This is a genomic window from Maribacter algarum (ex Zhang et al. 2020) (genome assembly GCF_005885635.1).
GTDB lineage: Bacteria > Bacteroidota > Bacteroidia > Flavobacteriales > Flavobacteriaceae > Maribacter_C > Maribacter_C algarum.
Genome location: NZ_VATY01000001.1, coordinates 780,096 through 799,763, shown reverse-complemented (window position 1 = coordinate 799,763; position 19,668 = coordinate 780,096). Strand labels below are relative to the sequence as shown.

Genomic DNA, 19,668 nt, shown 5'->3' with positions numbered 1-19,668 from the left:
ATAGAAATATATGCAATTTTAACTTATTCCTTCTCCATTCCCAACCCCATCTTCATCTGGGTTTACAAAAACCAACTTACCGTCTGAATTTTCAGTCATCAGAATCATACCCTCACTTTCCACACCACGCAAAGCACGAGGCGCTAGATTGATTAAAACAGTTACTTTTTTACCCACAATTTCTTCAGGAGTAAAACTCTCTGCAATACCAGAAACAATCGTTCTTGTGTCTAGACCAGTATCTACTTTAAGCACTAAAAGCTTTTTGGCTTTTGCCATTTTTTCAGCTTCGACTATGGTACCGACACGCATGTCAAGCTTTGTGAAATCATCGAATTGTATGGTGTCTTTTTGGGGCATAAGTTCTTTGTTTGCGTTTTCGTTTGCTTTTTTTGTGGCTTCTAGCTTATCTAGTTGTGCTTGTATTTCTTTGTCTTCTATTTTTCTAAAGAGGAGTTCGGCTTTGTTGATTTGATGAGTAGAAGGGAGCAGCACATCATTTGAGCTTACGTGTACCCAAGACATCTCGACTCCGCTCGATGTGAAAGAAAGAATGTTTTTTAATTTTTTAGAAGTAAACGGTAAAAAAGGCTCGCTTAAGATAGCCAATCCAGTAGCAATTTGTAGGGCTACGAATAGGATAGTTTTTACACGCTCTTTGTTTTCTTTGATGACTTTCCAAGGTTCTTCGTCTGCCAGGTATTTGTTTCCTAAGCGCGCTAGGTTCATTAGTTCTTGACCTGCTTCCCGAAAACGGTAACGCTCGATAGAGCTTTCAATTGTTGCCGGAAATTGCTTTAAAGCGGCCAAGGTTTCCAAATCTACTTTTGAGAATTCTGAAGGACTTGGAACAACTCCTTCATAATACTTATTCGTCAAAACGACTACTCGATTTACAAAGTTTCCGAAGATGGCCACCAATTCACTGTTGTTTCTAGCTTGAAAATCTTTCCAGGTGAAATCGTTGTCTTTGGTTTCTGGTGCGTTTGCGGTTAAGGTATACCGCAATACGTCTTGCATATCTGGGAATTCCTGTAGATACTCATGCAACCAAACTGCCCAATTCTTTGAAGTGGATAATTTATTTCCTTCCAGATTTAAAAATTCGTTTGCCGGCACATTTTCAGGAAGTATATAATCGCCATGTGCTTTCAAAATTGCTGGGAAAATGATACAGTGAAATACGATATTATCCTTTCCTATGAAATGAACCAGTTTCGTGTCGTCAGACTTCCAGTAGGGCTCCCAATCTTTACCTTCACGTTCCGCCCATTCTTTGGTGGAAGAAATGTATCCGATAGGCGCATCAAACCATACATACAGTACTTTGCCTTCTCCGCCTTCAACGGGTACCGGAATACCCCAATCCAAATCACGGGTTACTGCTCTAGGAGCTAAGCCGCCGTCAATCCATGATTTACATTGTCCGTAAACGTTCGATTTCCAGTCATTTTTGTGTCCGACTAAAATCCATTCTCTCAAAAAGTCTTCATATCTATCCAAAGGAAGAAACCAATGTTTCGTCTCTTTCATTGTAGGCACTGCCCCAGAAATAGTCGATTTCGGATTGATTAAATCTGTTGCATTTAAAGTAGAACCACAGTTTTCACATTGATCTCCATAAGCTTCTTCATGTCCGCAATTGGGACAGGTGCCTACAACAAAACGATCTGCTAAGAACTGGTCTGCTTCAGCGTCGTATAATTGGGCGGTTGTTTCTTCTATAAAGTCGCCTTGTTCATGCAGCTTTTTGAAAAAGTCTCCAGCAGTTTTATGATGAATCTCGCGTGAAGTACGTGAGTAGTTATCGAAAGTAATTCCGAAGTCTTGAAACGACTGACGGATAATACCATCATAGGTATCAATTACTTCTTTGGGCGTAATGCCTTCTTTTTTAGCTTTCATTGAGATGGCTACTCCATGTTCATCACTTCCGCAAACGAAAGCGACATCATTTCCCGTTAACCTCAAATAGCGGGCATAAATATCAGCAGGAACATATACACCTGCTAGGTGGCCTATATGAATGGGTCCGTTTGTATATGGCAAAGCGGCAGTTATGGTATACCTTGCTGGAGAATTTTGGTTTTGAGCCATTAAAGAATACGTTAGGGCGCAAAAATAAAGATTTTTAATCCGAAATAGACATAAAAAAAGCCTCCGATGTATTGTGGGTACAATCGGAGGCTTAGCAAAAAGTGGGGGTAGATTTAGGGGACGAAATACGTACTCATAAACACTTATATTTTAGGCCACCATAACTGACTTGGCCATTTTTTGATTCTGAACATCAATACGATATATATATTTTCCGGCTGCTAGATGCTGTGGAACTCGCTCGCGGATATTAATTTCTACTTGACCTTCTAACATCATTTCATTATAGACGGTGCCAACTTGTTGACCCAAAATGTTATACAATTGTATATCAACATGTGCACTAAAGGGCATCTCTAAATAGATATGTGGATTCTCATCCGTTGGATAAAAAGGTTTATGAACGATAGCATTCAATAAACTTGGATCGAACGGTGTGGGCTCACTGGGTTCCTCTCCCATTGGAGGAGTTACATCACCATCACTATAAACGATATCAGGAAAATCAACTCCACTGCAATTGAACCCTAAATTAACAGGTGCATAAGGATGATCCAATAAGTGTTGTTCTACAATTGGAATGTCTACACAAAGCCATTCAGCTAAAACTGTAGCATATAGGTCTCTAAAGTCCATTGTATATTCCAAATTTCCTCGACCATCTGGGTTATCAAGTGTTGGGTGTTCACCTACAAAAGCACTTCCATTAAGACCAGATCCAAAGAACAAGGTAGGTGCAGCTTTGCCATGATCCGTTCCATTAGAACCATTTTCAAAAATTCGTCTTCCAAATTCTGAAAAAGTCATGCTTAATACTTTATCATCTTGTTCGGTGAAACCTAAGTCATCATAGAAATTATCAATGGCTACTGATAAATTGGTCATTAAACGTTCATGTGCCAAAGGCTGATTTCCGTGTGTGTCAAAACCACCCATTGAAATCATATAAACCTTGGTTCCTAGATTTCCTTTTATTAAACGAGCTAGCAACGCCAATTGTCTTGCGAAATAATTGTCTTGGTATTCGACCTGATTTTGACCTCTTAACCAAGCCTCGTGAATTGTGCCTGCATATTCGTTAGTTACATTGGAAACACCGCGTAAGTATCGAAGTTGGTCTCCATACATACAATCATCAAAAAGGGCTTCATCGACAGAATACTGCAATCCTGTTTCGGCTATTTCCTCCAGCTGATCTATGTTGTTTGCTACGAAAGCGTAGTTGGTTTCCTCACCTTCAAAAACCAAACTTCCGAATTGACCGATTTGAACGGCAGCAGGCCCTTCTGGTCTACTTCCTGGAAAATCTGATAAGTAATCAGGAAAGCAGTGTTCAAAATGTCTGCCCATCCAACCGGTGTTCAAACCACTGAAACCTGTCGTATTTAAATCTGTATTGGCAAAAATATCGGAACCTGTAAAATGTGATAAACTTTGCCCTTCGTATCCTACACCATGTACTGCTTTGAACTGTCCATCTCCCCACATGGGTTGTAAAGCTCCCATATAAGAAGGAACACCAAACTCATCAGTAAGTTTTAGTACCTTACTTTCGGGAATATAGATGTTCGGCCTAGCATTGGCATAGGAATCGTATTGTTCAATGGGAATGACCGTACTCAAACCATCATTACCACCAGAAAGACGAATCAAAATTAGAATATTGTCTGTTTCAGCATCTGCAATTGCAGAAGTTAAAGGAGACCGGGCAGAAGCAGTAAGCATGTTGCTGCCCAACATCATTGAACCAGAACCGGCTATGCCTAATGCCTGTAAAAATGAGCGACGGCTCCATTGCTTGTGTTCTGTATCATGGCCATCATGTTCTAGGCCTTTGTATGGTGATGAATCGTTAATATCGCACATAGTAGTAGGTTTATTTTAGTTGAAATTCTGGTTGTCTTGATAAATGAACCAACAAGAGATATACCTGATTAGGAACTTGAGGGCTTATGCTAAGCATCCATTGTGAGGTTCCACCAGTAGTATAGTCCGGACTGTAATAAATTTCAGGAACATCTTCGACCTTGAAAGCGGACAAAGCGTTTTGAAAATCTTGAGAGGTAAGCAAACCTTTTGGAGTAATTTTATCTACAATGGCCTGTGTAACAAGTTCAGGATTGCTGGTATTGCTATTTGCCGGACCTACAGCTGCCACCGCAAAAGCTCTAAATTCCTCATCGTTTGCTTGATAAAATTCTTCAAGAATTGTTTCAAGTGTCAACCATCTACCAATCATAAAGTTGGTGTTGATCCAAGATCGGTCTCTTTGCCACCCGGCAACATCAACAGGGTCGAACAAACGTTGACTGAGCAATCCACCATAATTTACCATAGAGGCTACAGTAGTATCAGTATAGGTAAAGCCCGTTTCTTTTATGAAGTTAAAATATAAGTCATAAGGGCTTTTAATAATTACACCAATGGCATCTTGGTCAAAAAAGTGTTCACTTTTGAACAATTGAGACAAAACAGGAGCAATTTCAAAATTTGCCCCTACAAAAGTTGCCGCCATTCCCGATATGATTGTCTGGGCATTTCCTGCAGCATCACGTGAATCTGGATGCACAAAGAATTCGTATAATTTTCTGCAGATAAATTCTGCTATTTCATTTGGGCGTTGTGTAAAAAGAATGTTGATAACATCATCATATCCCCAATTGCCAGTTTGACCAAAAATGGTCTTTGGCCCTGCATCGTGCCGTTCAGGGTTAAATAAAACTGCTTCGCAACCTAGTTCGCCACGTTCGACATAACCTGTAAGTGCTTTTGCAGTTTCAATGATATCTTCTTCGGTATAGCCGTTTCCATCCCCAAGGCTAAAGAGTTCATATAATTCCCGAGCATAGTTCTCATTAGGATTGTTACCATTATTATATACACCATCTAAATAGTACAACATAGCACTGGTTAGCCCTATTTCACTGACAAAGGTTCTAAAGTTCCCAATGGCATTTCGTTGCAAGCAATTCACATATTCGTATAAGAAGGCGTTGCAGTCATAGATATCTAATTCTGTTACAAAATGATTGCTCCAAAAAAAGCTCAGGCGATCGCGAAGATCATTGTTTAGAAGAGAATTTGCATAGGCTAATTCCCATTCATCTTGTTGTTGACGTCTTACTTGTCTTCTAAGGTCTTCGTCTGCAGGGTAGTTGCTATTGTTCCAGTTGGCCCAAGCTGGGGCTGGAATTGGCGCTTGACCAATTGCTTGGTTAATTAGATTGTCTACCAGGGCTCCGGCAGTTTGACCAGTTCCTGCATTGATGGTCTGTACTGATGCACTAAATCCTAATCTTCTGTAGAGATGTTCCACTTGCTGTTGTGAGAGGGTACCAGCATACGGAGACAACGGAGAAGTATTACAATTAATGAAATATTCCATAGTCAATTTGGGCGTTAGTATGTTTGTTCATAGAGCTTGGGGCTACTATTTGCTTGGGGAACTAATTTAACGTAGCGAAAAATAGGATAGTATTGAAATCCTTGTATTTTCGTTGAACTACTAGATAAGCTACGTACTTTTTACTCGATTAGGACGTTTAACGGCACGTTTTTTCGATGAAATGCACGTTTTTAAAGAAATATTTCTTAATTCATGGGTAAGCACAACGAGTTTGGCAAGGAAGGTGAAAAGATTGCTACTGACTTTTTAATCAATAAAGGTTACGAAATCAAATACAGGAATTATAGGTACTTAAAGTCTGAAATTGATGTCATCGCCCAGAAGGAAAATATATTGGCGATTGTTGAGGTAAGAGCCCGCAGTAACGATAAAATCATTCCAATTGCGGATACTATTACTAAAAAGAAAATCAAACTTTTAGTTATGGGTGCAGACCATTTTGTTGTAGAAAATAAGCTTGATGTTGAGGTTCGATTTGATGTGATAACGATTTTAAAAAATAAATCCATATTCAAGATTGAACATTTGGAAAGTGCATTTTATCATTTCTGACAATTTGTTTTATTTATAACAATATGTTATTTTTGTTATAAAATCAATCAAAATGAAAACAATTTCATCAGTCGTAGAGCAATACATCAAGAAAAAGCCCTTTCTACAAAGCGCATTGGCACAGGGAATCATCAACCTAACTTCACTTTCAAGAATTGTCAAACCTGAAATCGAGGAAGAACTTGGTAAGGATATCCGAAACGGAGCCATTGTGATGGCACTTAAACGCCTATCCGATGACCTAGAGTTTCGAGCTACGCACAAGATTATAAAGGTTCTAAAGAATATCGGGGAAATAACAGTTAGGTCCTCACTATCGGACTATACTTTTTTGGCTTCTGATACTATTTTAGTACAACAAGCTAAACTTTTGGAGGCTATCAATGAGAATCAAGATGTCTTTTATACCTCTTCTAGAGGTGTAAATGAGATAAATATTGTTATCAGCAATGTAATGGACAATACAGTTGAGGATTTGTTCAGAGCGGAAAAATGTACTCAAAAAGCTGAAGAACTTTCTTCTATAACTGTCAAACTTCCTGCTGAAAATGTTTCCGTACCCGGTATATATTACTTTATTTTCCAGCGCCTAGCTTGGGAGGGTATTGTACTTTATGAAGTAATATCCACAACCAATGAGTTTACCATTCTTGTTGATGATAATCAAGTGGACATCGCATTTAAAACGATAAAGGATTTAAAAACTCTTTAGGTTTTAATTTTCTCGTAAAAAGGAAATGACTTCTCTGTCAGTATCTGGCTTCGCAATAATTTTCTTATTCTCGTCCAAGATGAAATATGTAGGAGTTGCATGTATATCATACAATTGGGCATATTCACTATCCCATTTCCCCAAGGCAATTGCATGTTCGAAATTTTCCAATTTGCTAGATTCAATATTCCACGATACCTCGTCATCCTCAAGACCTACGGCGATTACTTTTACATTCTTATTTTCCTTTAATTCTTCATGTAGTGCAGGAAGCTCTTTGAGGCAATGACCACATGTACTGCTCCAGAAAACCAATAAGTAATTTTTTGAACTTTTCAGAGTGCTTAGTTTTTCTTGCGTATCACCATTTTTCCAGCTTATCTCCGGGGGAACAACTCCAATGCGAAGACGGTTATAAATTTCTATTTTGTCAATGATATCTTTGTTTGCAGAAGCTACTTTTGAGGGTTTTAAATAGGTGTTGTAAATGAAATCTGAGGTATCATTAAAGTCACTTCCAGAACTTTGTGTCCAAAGTGTATAGAGCACATGAAAAGCATAAGTGTCTGAAACACCCTTTAATTTTTCATAAATCGTAGTAATATTAGCTTGGATTTCTTTTTCTGTTTCGGCTTTCTCAAGTTGGTCTAAAGGAAGTGCAGTAAAAACATAGTTTGCCAATTTATCCGTGAGAAAACCAGATGCTTGTAAAGTGGAATTTGTTAAATCTAAATTTTCAAAGTAGGATTTCTTTCGATTACGAACATAATCTTGTATTGGTTCATACTCAGTTGGAATGTAAGGCTTGTTTGCTTTTATAAATTGATTTGCAGTTAATTCTTCAGACTTTTTCTCATAGGATTCCTGTACTTTTTGGTATTTTTTGAGTAATTCTTGATAGGTATTTACATCTGTTGAGCCATTGGAATAGAATGAAATCATTTCACGCTCAAGTACATTCATTTCATTGAAATACGTACCAAATAGTATATTTTCCTTAGACTCAGTAAACGTTAAGCCTTGAGTGCTATCAAAAGTAAGTTTTATATCTTCATTTCCGTTATATATTACATCAAAATAGAACTCCTCCTGAGGTACAGCATATACCAATCGGTATGTGCCTTCAGTTGATTTTTCTGGAAGTTTTAGACTGAATTCACCATTCTTGATAGCGGTATCTGCAACATATACCTGGGTGCCTGGTTTTAGATGGTAGGCAATTATCCAGCTATACTCTTTTGCCGGTGAAAATGTTCCAGAAATTAGATGCTGCCCTTTTATGGAAAAAGTGATAAGGAAAGTGATTATAAAAAAAGTTTTGCGCATATTTATTGAAAGTTCAAAAGTTAGGCCAAACTACAAAATCTAAAATATACTTAATTGGGAGTATCAATCTAATTCTTCGCCTAAACCAATATTACTAAAAGTTTGTAAAATCAAATCCATCTCGGTCTCGTGAAGAAAATCATCAGAAATAGCGGCCTCCCTTAAAATTTTGACCAAAGCTTTCTTTTTCTGATAGGTCATTTTGTGAAGTGTAACTAGCGCTGAATCCCTATCTAAATCGTCGGCAGCTTCAACGGTTGGTATATCAATCCCAATTTGTTTTTTCAGCCGCTCCATGAACTTTATTTCACCCATATGTAAAAGTTTATCAGCCTTTATTACTGCAATAACGGTGCTGGCAACCGCTAATTTTTCATCTTGAGTGAATTTCATGGTTGGTGTTTTTAAGGCATGGTTATCCTATTTAGTCTTAAATTTTAATTTCTTTACAGAAATTTGAAATCACTTCTGTTTCTTTTTTGTGTACAAAGCCATCAACTTTAGCCATGTCTTTTAAGATTTGCGCTAAAACTATCTTCTTCTCTCTTGACATCTTATCAAGGACTATGTTGGACCGAATTATGGTAAGGTTTCTGGCTTGAACAAGAAAGTTACTATCAAAGTCTAAATAACTCATTAACGAACTCATCATGGTAATCTCTGCATTATGAACATGGCCATCGGCGAGTATTAGAGAATCCAAAGCTTTTACAATAGCCAATTTTTCGGCTAGGGAAAAGCCAATGGTTGAAAGTGTCATAGCTTCTAATTGTGGGGTTAGAATGCGACGAAATTAAACAAATAAATGTAAAAACTACAAATGAGCTATTTCCAATTAAGTTTATAAATGATATTATTAAAGAATTAGTGTACATCATCCGCGCCAATACCAATTGTTCCAAAAATGTTCAATAGAAAGCTCATCTCGTTATCATGCATGAAGCCATCAGTTTTGGCTACTTCATGTAGTATCTGACCAACGGCTTGTTTCTTCTGCTTTTGCATATCGTCTAGTATAGCAAGACTTTCATCAGTATTCAGGGTTTGAGCTTGCTCAATAAAGCTAGTGTCAAAATTAAGACGCTGGGTGAGGTCGGTCATTCGCTGAATCTCTTTTTTATGGACTACGCGATCAGCGATAATTACCGAGTAAATCATCTTTACAAGTGCCAATTTTTCTGGAATATTGAATTTAAGTGTATTTGCTGAAGCCATAATAAGTAGGTTTATACAGCTACTAACGTACGAAAAAACTACAAATTGTTTATCTAATAATAACTTCTAGTGTATGGAAGATGAGCTCGTGTTCGAAATTTTAAGAGGGCCTAATGCCTCTAAAGCTTTTTCTATAGATTCTATACCCTCGAAGACTAGTAATAGTCGAAGCCCGTTGCGGGTTTGCTTTTCTTTCATTTTACAGATAGAACTATGGCTTTGTACAAACTGCAAAACCTTTGTAAAATTTGGACTCTGATAAAAATCAGATTGTTGGTCCGAAATAAAATACCCAATGAGCTTTCCTTTTTTAAGTATTACTTTTTCCAAACCAATACTCGTAGTAATCCACTTGATGCGAACTGAATTCAAGAGATCATCTGCTTCGACTGGTAATTCCCCGAAACGGTCTATAAGCTCGGTTTCATATTTTGCCAGTCCTTCTTCATCTTTTACCTGATTGAGCAAAGTGTAGAGGTTCAAGCGCTCTGTAACATTATTGATATAATCATCGGGAAATAGTAGTTCAAAGTCCGTATCCAATTGTGAATCCTTCAAGAATGTTTTTTCTTGATGCCCTTCAACTTCCTCATAAAGTTCTTTAAACTCGTTTTCTTTCAGTTCATCAATCGCTTCTGCCAATATCTTTTGATACGCATCAAAGCCAATCTCATTGATAAACCCACTTTGTTCACCTCCTAAGAGGTCTCCAGCGCCTCGAATTTCCAAATCTTTCATGGCGATATTAAAACCGCTTCCCAGTTCTGTGAATTGTTCCAAAGCTTGAATTCGTTTTCGCGCATCATTGGTCATGACGTCATAAGGAGGTGTTATAAAATAACAGAAGGCCTTCTTGTTACTTCGACCTACGCGACCCCGCATCTGATGTAAATCGCTTAGGCCAAAATTGTTTGCGTTGTTAATGAAAATGGTATTGGCATTGGTCACATCGAGCCCGCTTTCGACTATAGTGGTAGATACAAGCACATCAAATTCCCCATTCATAAATGCTAGCATAAGGGTCTCAAGTTTTTTACCTTCCATTTGGCCATGTCCGATACCGACTTTCGCATCTGGGACCAAGCGCTGTATCATTCCAGCAACCTCTTTAATGTTCTCGATTCTGTTGTGAATGAAGAATACTTGACCACCACGCTGAATTTCGTAGGTGACCGCATCACGAATAACTTCTTCCCCAAAACGGATTACTTGACTCTCAATGGGATAACGGTTGGGCGGGGGTGTATTAATTACAGATAAATCCCTTGCCGCCATCAAGCTGAATTGTAATGTCCTAGGTATTGGTGTTGCGGTCAAGGTCAGCACATCAACATTCTCTTTGATGGATTTTAATTTATCCTTTACAGAAACTCCAAACTTTTGTTCTTCATCAACAATAAGTAAGCCTAAGTCTTTGAACTTTACATTTTTGTTTACTAACTGATGTGTTCCAATAATAATATCTACCTTGCCTGCCTCTAGTTTTTCTAAGGTTAATCGACGTTCTTTTGTTGTTCGAAAACGATTCAGGTAATCCACCGTTACCGGCATTTCTTTTAGTCGCTCTTTGAATGTTTTGTTATGTTGGAAAGCCAAAATAGTTGTCGGCACGAGCACCGCGACTTGTTTTCCATTAGCCACTGCTTTAAAAGCAGCTCGAATGGCCACCTCGGTTTTTCCAAAGCCAACATCACCACAGATTAAACGATCCATGGGCCGTTCGCTTTCCATATCCCGTTTGATGTCTTCAGTTGCTTTGCTTTGGTCGGGAGTGTCTTCGTAAATAAATGAAGCTTCCAGTTCATGCTGTAAATACCCGTCTGGATCATACTGGAAGCCTTTTTGAAGTCTTCTTTTCGCATATACTTTAATCAAATCGAAAGCTATTTTTTTGACCCTCGATTTGGTTTTCTGTTTGATTTTCTTCCAGGCTGCTGAACCAAGTTTGTAGATTTTAGGCACGGCTCCATCCTTTCCATTAAATTTGGAAATCTTGTGAAGTGAGTGAATGCTGACATATAAGATATCACGTTCTCCGTACATTAATTTGATGGCCTCTTGCTTCTTGCCTTCTACATCTATTTTTTGAAGCCCTCCAAACTTTCCAATGCCATGGTCGATATGGGTGACATAATCCCCAATTTCAAGTTTGTTAAGTTCTTTAAGCGTTATGGCTTGTTTCTTTGCATAGCCATTTTTCAAACTGAATTTATGATACCGCTCAAAAATTTGATGATCCGTATAGCAGACAAGTTTTAAGTCGTCATCAATAAATCCCTGATGTAAGGAAAAGACAATTGTTTTATAATGAACCTGCGTTTCAACTTCCTCAAAAATGTCATGAAATCGTTTGGCTTGCTGGTCTGTGGCGCAATAGATAAAATTGCTATAGCCATTTCGATGATTGACATTAAGGTTGTCAATTAGTAAATCAAACTTTTTATTGAAAGAAGGTTGAGGTTTGGTTCGAAAGGTAATTTCGTAACCTTCAATTGGTTTCAGCGATTCTCCAACACCAAACGTGACCAATCCAAAATCCTTTAACTGCTTTTTAAACTGAGTCGAATTTAAGAACAACTCCTCGGGCTTGGCGTGTTTGATATCCTCAGATAGTTTTGAAAATGCCTCTTTCGCCTTCTTAAAGAAATCATCCAAACGGTCAAATAGCATTTCGGTATTCTTGGCGAAAACAATGGTTTTAGGAGATATGTATTTTAGAAAACTCTCTCGCTTTTCTTCCAAAAATTTATTAGCAACATTCGGAATGATTGTAATCTTTTTCACTTTGTCAGTTGAAAGCTGTGTCTCAACATCAAAGGTTCGAATACTATCTACTTCATCGCCGAAGAACTCTATACGATAGGGTTCATCATTTGAAAAGGAAAAAACATCCACTATTCCGCCTCGTACTGAAAACTCTCCGGGTTCTGTTACAAAATCAACCCTTTTAAACTGATATTCGAAGAGGACCTCATTGAGGAAATCCAACGAAAGGGTATCCTCTAATTTTATTTTAAGGGTATTCTTTTCAAGCTCTCTTCGTGTAACTACTTTTTCAAAAAGTGCATCGGGATAGGTGACGATAATCGCAGGTTTCTTTCGAGAATTAATACGATTTAGAACCTCAGCCCGTAGCAATACATTGGCATTGTCGGTTTCCTCGATTTGATAGGGTCTACGATAACTCCCTGGATAAAATAACACATCATTCTCACCAGTCAATTGCTCAAGGTCATTGAGGTGATAGGCAGCCTCTTCTTTATCATTGAACACCAAAAGGAAAGGGGCTTCCGTTTGTTTGAAAGTTTCTGACAATACAAAAGAAATTGAAGAGCCTGCAAGTCCCTTTAAATGGTATCTAACCGGAGTGGAAGTTTCACTTTTGGCAATAGCATTTCGCAGTTTCAGCAGTTGCGGAGACTGTGCAAAGAACTCGGAAATCGGGGTTTTAACCAACCGTAAAATTTTTGCAAATATAAGTCCGATTGCCCAATTGGGCTAACCTACCATGCTATTTTTAAGAACTCGCTTTCGAGTTTAAAAACGGATTGGTCTTTTTGTTCTGAACAATATGAGCTATGATTACAAGTGTTAAAATAATGCTGCAAGTTAGTGCCATATTCGCTAGGGCATCGATGTTTCCATTGTGTCGAATATAAATTGCAAATAAAGCCCAGATTCCTACAAAGGCAAATTCACGCATATTTCGTTTCCAAACCATAATAATATTTACGAGTGTCGCGATGGCCATCATAATTACTGTCCATTGTTGTTCTGAGAAGAAGGAGCCGTCCCAATTTAGTTTACTTAAGTAGGCGGCTACGTTTGCAATAGTAGCCACCGCAATCCAACCGCTATAGATGCCAATAGGCAACCAGCCAAATACGATTGTTGATCGGGAGACCGATACAATATTCATATTGTTGTTCCGAATAATTTTCAGCAAACAAAGAAGAATTGCCAACATAACGATTACCGATAGCCAAGTATAATCATAGGCGAAAACAAAAACCCAAACACAGTTTAAAAGATTTGTAATTACGAACCAATAACCCGTTTTTTCGATAAAATCGGATGCTTTATCACTAAAAAATGCCATTTTGACTTGGTAGATTCCATAGGCTAATAGTGCCAAAAAAATGAGTCCCCAAATGGCAAAAGCATAGCTTGCTGGTGTGAATAGATTGAAGTATTTATTACTTACTTCGCCAATGGTAGTTTCGTTAATTCGAATGGCTTGTGATATATAGTTAATGGCAATCACAATGACTACGGAAACCAAGTTAAGAATAGCGAATCGCTTTTTCATTAGAAGCATTTTTGTTAAAAATACAACTATTTAAGTCACTGGAATACTCTTGAATGAAAAGTTGTTTAGAAGAAGGATTATCCTAAGTCAACTTGAAAAACGGATTCTTTTGTAACTGCAAAGACCTCGTTTTTTTTAGAAGGTTTTAAGGTGTGGTTTCCTGTAAACTCTCCGAATGCAGGAACAATCATTTGATTGCTACTCTTGAAAAAGCAGGGCAGTCGTAAAGTTTGTCTTCCGGCACCGCGAAGACGAACTGCCGGATGAATGTGTCCAGAGAAATTAAAATATCCTTTTCTTTCTTCAGGATGATGTGTGAAAAGAAATCCATTTGATTCAATTTCTGGCACCACTTGAACTCCTAATTTCTCATATTTTAAAGGTGAAATAATATCGTGATTGCCTTCAACCAAAATGAGTTCTGATGAAGTTTGTGCTACCCATTTTTCGAACAACTCCCATTCTTTATTGACGGATGAATGGAACAAATCTCCTAAAAAACAAATAGTTTTTGGATAGAAAAAAGCAATGGCTTCATTCATTAATTCAAAGTTCTTTAGGACTGCTTTTTGTGGAACAGCTGCACCAAATTTTCGAAAATGAGAGACTTTTCCCAGATGCACATCGCTAATAATAAGCATTGATTTTTCCTCCCAAAACAATACTCCAGAAGGATGCATGATAAACGTATGGTCTTGAATTTTAATGGGCAGCGTCATTGCTCAAAAATACTTATTTCTTTGTCAAAATCGCGGCCATTCTTTTGATGCGGTCGGCTAATTTTTCGCTTGAAAGTTTTTCACGACTCATACGGTCAGTGATCAATGGAAATGAAAAGGGCGTGGGTTTTGAACACGATTTCCAAACGATTTCTTGCGTAGCAATACGCTCAAGTGAAATACGTAATCTACCTTCTTCCAATTGATGCTCGAAGGTTTCGGTAAAAGCTTGCTGGTAAAGCAGATTATCATTCTCATAATCACGAAACACATTAAAGAGCAATTGTGAGCTACTTTGCAAGTGTTTCATCTTAACTCCTTTGTCTGGATACCCCGTAAAAACCATTCCACTAATAACCGCAATATCACGGAATTTACGTCGCGCCATTTCTGTGGAGTTCAAACTCTTTTGTAAATCATCGAGCATAAATTCGGTGGAGAATAAATTGTTGTCAATCACTTGTTGTATGTCTATTTCTTTATCGGAGAGCAATTCGAATCCGTAGTCATTAAAGGCTAAGGAAAATGTAATTGGAGACAGCAAGCTTATGCGATAGCCTAGCAAACTTCCCATAGCCTCATGCACAAACCTACCCTCGAAAGGATAAAAGAGATGGTGATAACCATCGCGGGTTTTAAAAGTTTCGATTAGAAATTCATCGGGTCTTGGTACGATACTTTCAAATCGCTGCTGATTGAACATGGGTAACAAAGACTTAATTTCTTTTGATTGGTCCTTTTTATCTAAGCTTACTGTATATAGTTCTTCCCGAAGCAATTTTGACATCTGTGCTGAAAGGGTCATACGACCACCGCCCCAAGCTGGGACTTTATTGGTCTTTTTACTTGAATTTCGAACGTGAACCTGCATTTCTTTGATACGAAGGAATTCCAGATTTCTTCCAGCAAACGTAAATACATCACCAGCCTTTAGTTTCGAAATAAAATATTCTTCAATAGTACCTATGTATCCGCCTTTTTGATAGCGAACCGTAAGGTTGGCGTCACCAACAATTGTTCCGATTTGAAAACGATGTCGCATGGCTACTCCCCGATTATTGACTTTGAATTTTCCATCTTCCTCAACTTCAACCTTTTTGTATTCATCGTATGATTGTAAACTTTGACTTCCCATGACCAAGAAGTTTAACAGCCATTGCCATTGGTCTTCTGAAACCGCTTGGTAGCAGAACGTTTGTTTGATTTCTTGATAGATTTCTTCAGGGTAGAATCCATCAGAAATCGCTAAAGTGGTCAGATATTGGAGCAAGACATCATAGCTGTTTAAGTAGGGCATTCGGTCTTCCACCGCTCTTTGTTTAACTGCTTGCTGCAAGGCAGAAGCTTCGACAAGTTCAATGGCATGTGTAGGGAGAAAGTAAATCACACTTTCTTTCCCCGGTCTGTGACCACTTCTTCCGGCACGTTGTAAAAAACGGGCAATTCCTTTGGGACCACCAATTTGAACTACGGTTTCAACAGGTGCAAAATCGACACCTAAATCCAGACTTGAAGTACAAACTACTGCTTTTAAACTTTCATTACGAATCGCATTTTCAACCCAAACCCGAGTTTCTTTATTGATACTTCCATGATGCATGGCAATTTCACCTGCATATTCAGGATGCTTTTCTAAAATCTTTTGAAACCAAATTTCGCATTGACTTCTGGTGTTTGTAAAAAGCAAAGTCGTTTTACTTGCATTGATAATCGGAACTACATCTTCCAACAAACGTATACCCAAATGGCCTCGCCAAGGAAACGTTTCCATCTCTTTTGGAATAATACTTTTAACCGTAATCTTCTTTTTAAGATTTGCCTTAATCATGATGGACTTTTCCAGGGCCTGTGAACTTGGACCTAGTAAAACTTGTCGCGCTTGTTCAAGATTACCGATAGTGGCGGAGATGCCCCAAATTCGAAGGTTTTTTGAAATGGTACGAAGGCGAGAGAGACCCAATTCCATTTGTACACCACGTTTCGTGCCGAGCAATTCATGCCATTCATCAACCACTATTGCCGAACAGTTTTTGAAAATCTTGTCGTAACCTTTGGTTGCCAAAAGCAATTGTAGGCTTTCGGGAGTTGTAATCAACAAATCAGGCATTTGCTTTTTCTGCCTAGCGCGCTCTTTCGTTGAAGTGTCACCTGAGCGAATAGCGACGGTCATTTGAGTTCCTAAATCCGTAGCAACTTGTTCTGCAGATTGTTTGATTTCGTGGGATAAAGCTCGTAGCGGTGTTATCCAAATTGCTTTTAATCCCTTTTTATGCTTCTTTTTGTATTCAGGATTTTTCTTTATGTAATTCAGAACAATAGGAAACCAAAGTGCATAGGTTTTTCCGCTTCCCGTAGGTGCATTTAGAAGTCCGTGTTTGCCTTGTAGAAATGCTTTCCAAGTTTGTTTTTGGAAGGGGAAAGGTTCCCAATCTTGTGATTGAAACCAAGATGCTGCAATATCATATAGTTGGTCTCTAGTCATTATTTTTGAGGTTCACCAGGTATTTGTTTTCGTAAGTCATTCAAAGAATTGGCTTCATGAATATTCTTGTCTTGCCGCCAACGTAATATTCTAGGAAAGCGGGTTGCGATACCACTTTTATGCCGCTTTGAGAAAGCTATGCCCTCAAAAGCGATTTCAAAAACGTGATATGGTGTGACCGAGCGCACGGGACCAAAACGTTCTAGGGTGTTTTTTTTAATCCATGTATCTACCTTCCGAAATTCGGCATCGGTTAAACCGGAGTAGGCTTTTGCGAAAGTTACTAGTTCTTTTTCTCCGTTTTTCTTTTCATCCCAGAGAGCAAAGGTGTAATCCGTGAAGAGATTGCTTCTTCGACCGTGACCTCGCATGGCATAGGTAAGAACGGCATCTATGGTCAAGGGGTCGACTTTCCACTTCCACCAATCTCCTTTTTTTCTTCCCACTAGATAGGGTGAATCTCTACGTTTTAACATGAGTCCTTCGCTATGCATTTCCCTTGCAAGATCGCGTTCTTGGGCGACCTCCTTCCAGGAGGTGAAGTGCATGGTTTTGGATAGGTGTAAGGGCTTCTCGACTCCACTCGAACTAACAGCTGAATACAATTTCTCCAATAGTTGTCTTCTTTCTATAAATGGTCGATTGCGTAGGTCTTTGCCTTCCCATTCTAGTAAATCATATGCTTTAAGGATGACCGGTACTTTTTCCAATAAAGCTTTTGAAACTTTCTTGCGACCGATGCGAGTTTGTAGGTCATTAAATGTTCCAATTTGATCGTTGAGGTAGGGTAGAATTTCTCCGTCGATAACAGTCCCGTTAGGAATTGTTCTTATAAAAGCTTCGAATTCCGGGTATTTGTCAGTGACCAATTCTTCGCCGCGACTCCAAACAAATAGTTCATCGTTTCGAAGAATGACTTGTGAGCGAATACCATCCCACTTATGCTCGGCGGACCAATCAGAAACCTCGCCTAAATCCTCAACTTCTTTTTCAATAGCATAAGCCAAATAGAAGGGATAGGGTTTAGAGAGGTAATCACTTTCATTCTCTTCTAAAACTAACTCCTTGAAAGTGATACTGTTGGGATCCCAATTGCCCATGAGTTTATATGCCAGAATATCTTCGTCGATTTGAGTAGCTTTTGAAAGTGCCCTGGTCATTAACTTTTGACTTACACCAATTCGAAAGCCCCCTGTAATGAGCTTTGTAAAAACGAAGCGTTCGTAGTAATCAAGACATTCCCAGTTTTCAAAAAGATAGGCTTGCTTTTCTTCGTCAGTTTTCTTTTTGAGTGCAATCATTTCTTCAAGAAATTGAGTCAAGGTTTTTTCTGTGGATGATTTCTTGGATGGAATAATTAAAGCAATAGTCTCCGCTAAATCACCAACGATATGATAACTCTCTTCAAAAAGCCAAAGTGGGATGTTGGAAAGTTGGGAAGCCCATTCTCTTAAAAGGGTAGTATTTACAGGTCTAGGTGGGCGACGGTGCGAAAGAATGGCAATCGTCCAAACCTTGTCTTTGTCATTTGCAATTTTGAAGTATTCTGAAAGTGCCTTTACTTTAAGGTTCGTCTTGTTGGTACTATCGAGGGTTTTAATAAGTTGTGCGAAATTTTTCATGGGCTCATTGCGAGTGATGTCCTACTAGCTGATTAATTCATCGCCACAGATTCTTCTTTTGTAGCATTTAACTCGTTTAATTCCCCTTCGTATTGGGTTTCTTCTGTTCTGGCATCGTAGCCCTGTTCTCTAAGATATCTAGAGAAGATTTCTGAATACCCATGTGTGCAAATTACCTTTTCAGCACCAGTAGCTTTGATACTATCCAATAATCCTTGCCAATCGCAATGGTCGCTGAGCACAAAACCTTTATCTATTGCTCGTCTTCTTCGGGCACCGCGAAATGTCATCCATCCGCTTGCAGAAGCGGTTACATAAGGTACCATTTTACGAATCCATGTACTACCATGAGCACTTGGCGGCGCTAGAACTAGATTACCTAAAAGTTCTTCCTTTTTAGTTTCTCGCGTGATTAGGTTGGTTTCTGGAAATTCTACCATCGGTCGCAGCACATTTGTCATATTTTCAATGGCACCATGAGTATAGATTTTTCCGATTTCCGGATTTAGGTATTTCAAAAGGCGCTGTGCCTTTCCCAGACTATAACCAAATAGAATTGATGTTTTCCCTTCAGCCTGATTTTCAGCCCACCATTGATTTATATCTTGAAAAACTTCTTTTTGGGGTATCCATTTGAAAGCAGGTAATCCAAAGGTACATTCCGTAATAAAAGTATCACATTTAACCACTTCATAAGGCGTGGTAAAACCATCATTTTCAGTTTTGTAATCTCCTGTAAAGACCCAAACTTCACCTTTGTACTCCACTCGTATTTGAGAAGAGCCAATAATATGACCCGCAGGATGTAGACTAAATTTTACATTGTTGATCAAAAATGTCTCGCCCCAATTCTTGCCCAAAACGTTAATTTCCCCAAGACGATGTGAGATAATAGGCATATTATTGTGATGCGTAATATATTGGCGATGCCCATATCGGCTGTGATCTGCATGACCATGGGTGATAATGGCCCTATCAACAGGTTTCCAGGGGTCTAAATACACCATTGCTGCACTGCAATAAATACCCTTATCAGTAAATTCTAAAAGCGGTTTTCTCATAGCAACGTGAAGTTACAAATTTGCTCGATAATCGAGATTTAAGTTTTGAGAGGCTCGACGTTACATATCAGGGTGATTCTAAAACTAAAAATTAGGGGTTTGCATTGATGGAGTTTATCCTTAAAACAAAGTTGCTGGGAATATAAATTATCCCCCTGAAAAAAATT

At 38.5% G+C, this 19,668-nt stretch carries 15 protein-coding genes; 2 read left to right on the top strand and 13 right to left on the bottom strand.

Annotated features, from left to right (window positions below; genetic code table 11):
- Nucleotides 1-18: 18 nt before the first annotated feature.
- The 3 genes from metG to FEE95_RS03405 form a co-directional block, all read right to left on the bottom strand.
- Nucleotides 19-2,097, bottom strand: a complete 2,079-nt coding sequence (metG, locus tag FEE95_RS03415; protein WP_138656424.1) for a methionine--tRNA ligase — start codon at nucleotides 2,095-2,097, stop codon at nucleotides 19-21.
- A 150-nt stretch (nucleotides 2,098-2,247) separates the two neighbouring features.
- Nucleotides 2,248-3,963 (bottom strand): DUF1501 domain-containing protein, encoded by a 1,716-nt coding sequence (locus FEE95_RS03410; protein ID WP_138656423.1) that lies wholly within the window; start codon nucleotides 3,961-3,963, stop codon nucleotides 2,248-2,250.
- A gap of 10 nt (nucleotides 3,964-3,973) precedes the next feature.
- Entirely contained in the window at nucleotides 3,974-5,482 is a 1,509-nt protein-coding gene (locus tag FEE95_RS03405; RefSeq protein WP_138656422.1) for a DUF1800 domain-containing protein, read from the bottom strand.
- 213 nt (nucleotides 5,483-5,695) lie between these two features.
- Between FEE95_RS03405 and FEE95_RS03400 the strand changes: the two genes are divergently transcribed.
- Nucleotides 5,696-6,055, top strand: coding sequence for a YraN family protein (locus tag FEE95_RS03400; protein ID WP_138656421.1), 360 nt, complete (start codon nucleotides 5,696-5,698; stop codon nucleotides 6,053-6,055).
- Nucleotides 6,056-6,107: 52 nt separating this feature from the next.
- Complete coding sequence (locus tag FEE95_RS03395; RefSeq protein ID WP_138656420.1) at nucleotides 6,108-6,767, top strand: aspartate kinase; 660 nt, start codon at nucleotides 6,108-6,110, stop codon at nucleotides 6,765-6,767.
- 3 nt (nucleotides 6,768-6,770) lie between these two features.
- Here FEE95_RS03395 and FEE95_RS03390 read toward each other — a convergent pair whose 3' ends face one another.
- From FEE95_RS03390 to FEE95_RS03345, 10 genes are all read right to left on the bottom strand, one after another.
- Nucleotides 6,771-8,093: a TlpA family protein disulfide reductase gene (locus FEE95_RS03390; protein WP_138656419.1), complete on the bottom strand. Its 1,323-nt coding sequence runs from the start codon at nucleotides 8,091-8,093 to the stop codon at nucleotides 6,771-6,773.
- 63 nt (nucleotides 8,094-8,156) lie between these two features.
- A complete protein-coding gene (locus tag FEE95_RS03385; protein ID WP_138656418.1) occupies nucleotides 8,157-8,486 on the bottom strand; it encodes a hypothetical protein in 330 nt (109 codons plus the stop codon).
- Between the two features lie 37 nt (nucleotides 8,487-8,523).
- On the bottom strand, nucleotides 8,524-8,853 hold the full coding sequence (locus FEE95_RS03380) for a tellurite resistance TerB family protein (protein WP_138656417.1): 330 nt from the start codon (nucleotides 8,851-8,853) through the stop codon (nucleotides 8,524-8,526).
- A gap of 104 nt (nucleotides 8,854-8,957) precedes the next feature.
- Nucleotides 8,958-9,308, bottom strand: a complete 351-nt coding sequence (locus tag FEE95_RS03375; RefSeq protein WP_138656416.1) for a tellurite resistance TerB family protein — start codon at nucleotides 9,306-9,308, stop codon at nucleotides 8,958-8,960.
- A 66-nt stretch (nucleotides 9,309-9,374) separates the two neighbouring features.
- Nucleotides 9,375-12,764, bottom strand: coding sequence for a transcription-repair coupling factor (gene mfd, locus FEE95_RS03370; RefSeq protein ID WP_138656415.1), 3,390 nt, complete (start codon nucleotides 12,762-12,764; stop codon nucleotides 9,375-9,377).
- Between the two features lie 61 nt (nucleotides 12,765-12,825).
- Nucleotides 12,826-13,617 (bottom strand): tryptophan-rich sensory protein, encoded by a 792-nt coding sequence (locus FEE95_RS03365; protein ID WP_138656414.1) that lies wholly within the window; start codon nucleotides 13,615-13,617, stop codon nucleotides 12,826-12,828.
- Nucleotides 13,618-13,694: 77 nt separating this feature from the next.
- Complete coding sequence (gene pdeM, locus FEE95_RS03360) at nucleotides 13,695-14,336, bottom strand: ligase-associated DNA damage response endonuclease PdeM (protein ID WP_138656413.1); 642 nt, start codon at nucleotides 14,334-14,336, stop codon at nucleotides 13,695-13,697.
- Nucleotides 14,337-14,349: 13 nt separating this feature from the next.
- Nucleotides 14,350-16,818, bottom strand: coding sequence for a ligase-associated DNA damage response DEXH box helicase (locus FEE95_RS03355; RefSeq protein ID WP_138656412.1), 2,469 nt, complete (start codon nucleotides 16,816-16,818; stop codon nucleotides 14,350-14,352).
- The gene (locus FEE95_RS03350) at nucleotides 16,818-18,440 is read right to left on the bottom strand and encodes an ATP-dependent DNA ligase (protein ID WP_138656411.1); all 1,623 of its coding nucleotides are present in this window, start codon (nucleotides 18,438-18,440) and stop codon (nucleotides 16,818-16,820) included. The genes FEE95_RS03355 and FEE95_RS03350 overlap by 1 nt, the downstream gene beginning before the upstream one ends.
- Before the next feature lie 32 nt (nucleotides 18,441-18,472).
- Entirely contained in the window at nucleotides 18,473-19,501 is a 1,029-nt protein-coding gene (locus FEE95_RS03345) for a ligase-associated DNA damage response exonuclease (protein ID WP_138656410.1), read from the bottom strand.
- Between the last annotated feature and the right edge of the window lie 167 nt (nucleotides 19,502-19,668).

Excerpts from the sequence above, each read along its gene's own strand:
- FEE95_RS03375 (WP_138656416.1), bottom strand. The coding sequence starts at position 9,308 with ATGGCTTCAGCAAATACACTTAAATTCAATATTCCAGAAAAATTGGCA.
- FEE95_RS03365 (WP_138656414.1), bottom strand. The coding sequence starts at position 13,617 with ATGAAAAAGCGATTCGCTATTCTTAACTTGGTTTCCGTAGTCATTGTG.
- FEE95_RS03395 (WP_138656420.1), top strand. The coding sequence starts at position 6,108 with ATGAAAACAATTTCATCAGTCGTAGAGCAATACATCAAGAAAAAGCCC.
- FEE95_RS03345 (WP_138656410.1), bottom strand. The coding sequence starts at position 19,501 with ATGAGAAAACCGCTTTTAGAATTTACTGATAAGGGTATTTATTGCAGT.
- FEE95_RS03380 (WP_138656417.1), bottom strand. The coding sequence starts at position 8,853 with ATGACACTTTCAACCATTGGCTTTTCCCTAGCCGAAAAATTGGCTATT.
- FEE95_RS03400 (WP_138656421.1), top strand. The coding sequence starts at position 5,696 with ATGGGTAAGCACAACGAGTTTGGCAAGGAAGGTGAAAAGATTGCTACT.
- pdeM (WP_138656413.1), bottom strand. The coding sequence starts at position 14,336 with ATGACGCTGCCCATTAAAATTCAAGACCATACGTTTATCATGCATCCT.
- FEE95_RS03410 (WP_138656423.1), bottom strand. The coding sequence starts at position 3,963 with ATGTGCGATATTAACGATTCATCACCATACAAAGGCCTAGAACATGAT.
- FEE95_RS03355 (WP_138656412.1), bottom strand. The coding sequence starts at position 16,818 with ATGACTAGAGACCAACTATATGATATTGCAGCATCTTGGTTTCAATCA.
- metG (WP_138656424.1), bottom strand. The coding sequence starts at position 2,097 with ATGGCTCAAAACCAAAATTCTCCAGCAAGGTATACCATAACTGCCGCT.
- FEE95_RS03350 (WP_138656411.1), bottom strand. The coding sequence starts at position 18,440 with ATGAAAAATTTCGCACAACTTATTAAAACCCTCGATAGTACCAACAAG.
- FEE95_RS03390 (WP_138656419.1), bottom strand. The coding sequence starts at position 8,093 with ATGCGCAAAACTTTTTTTATAATCACTTTCCTTATCACTTTTTCCATA.
- FEE95_RS03385 (WP_138656418.1), bottom strand. The coding sequence starts at position 8,486 with ATGAAATTCACTCAAGATGAAAAATTAGCGGTTGCCAGCACCGTTATT.
- FEE95_RS03405 (WP_138656422.1), bottom strand. The coding sequence starts at position 5,482 with ATGGAATATTTCATTAATTGTAATACTTCTCCGTTGTCTCCGTATGCT.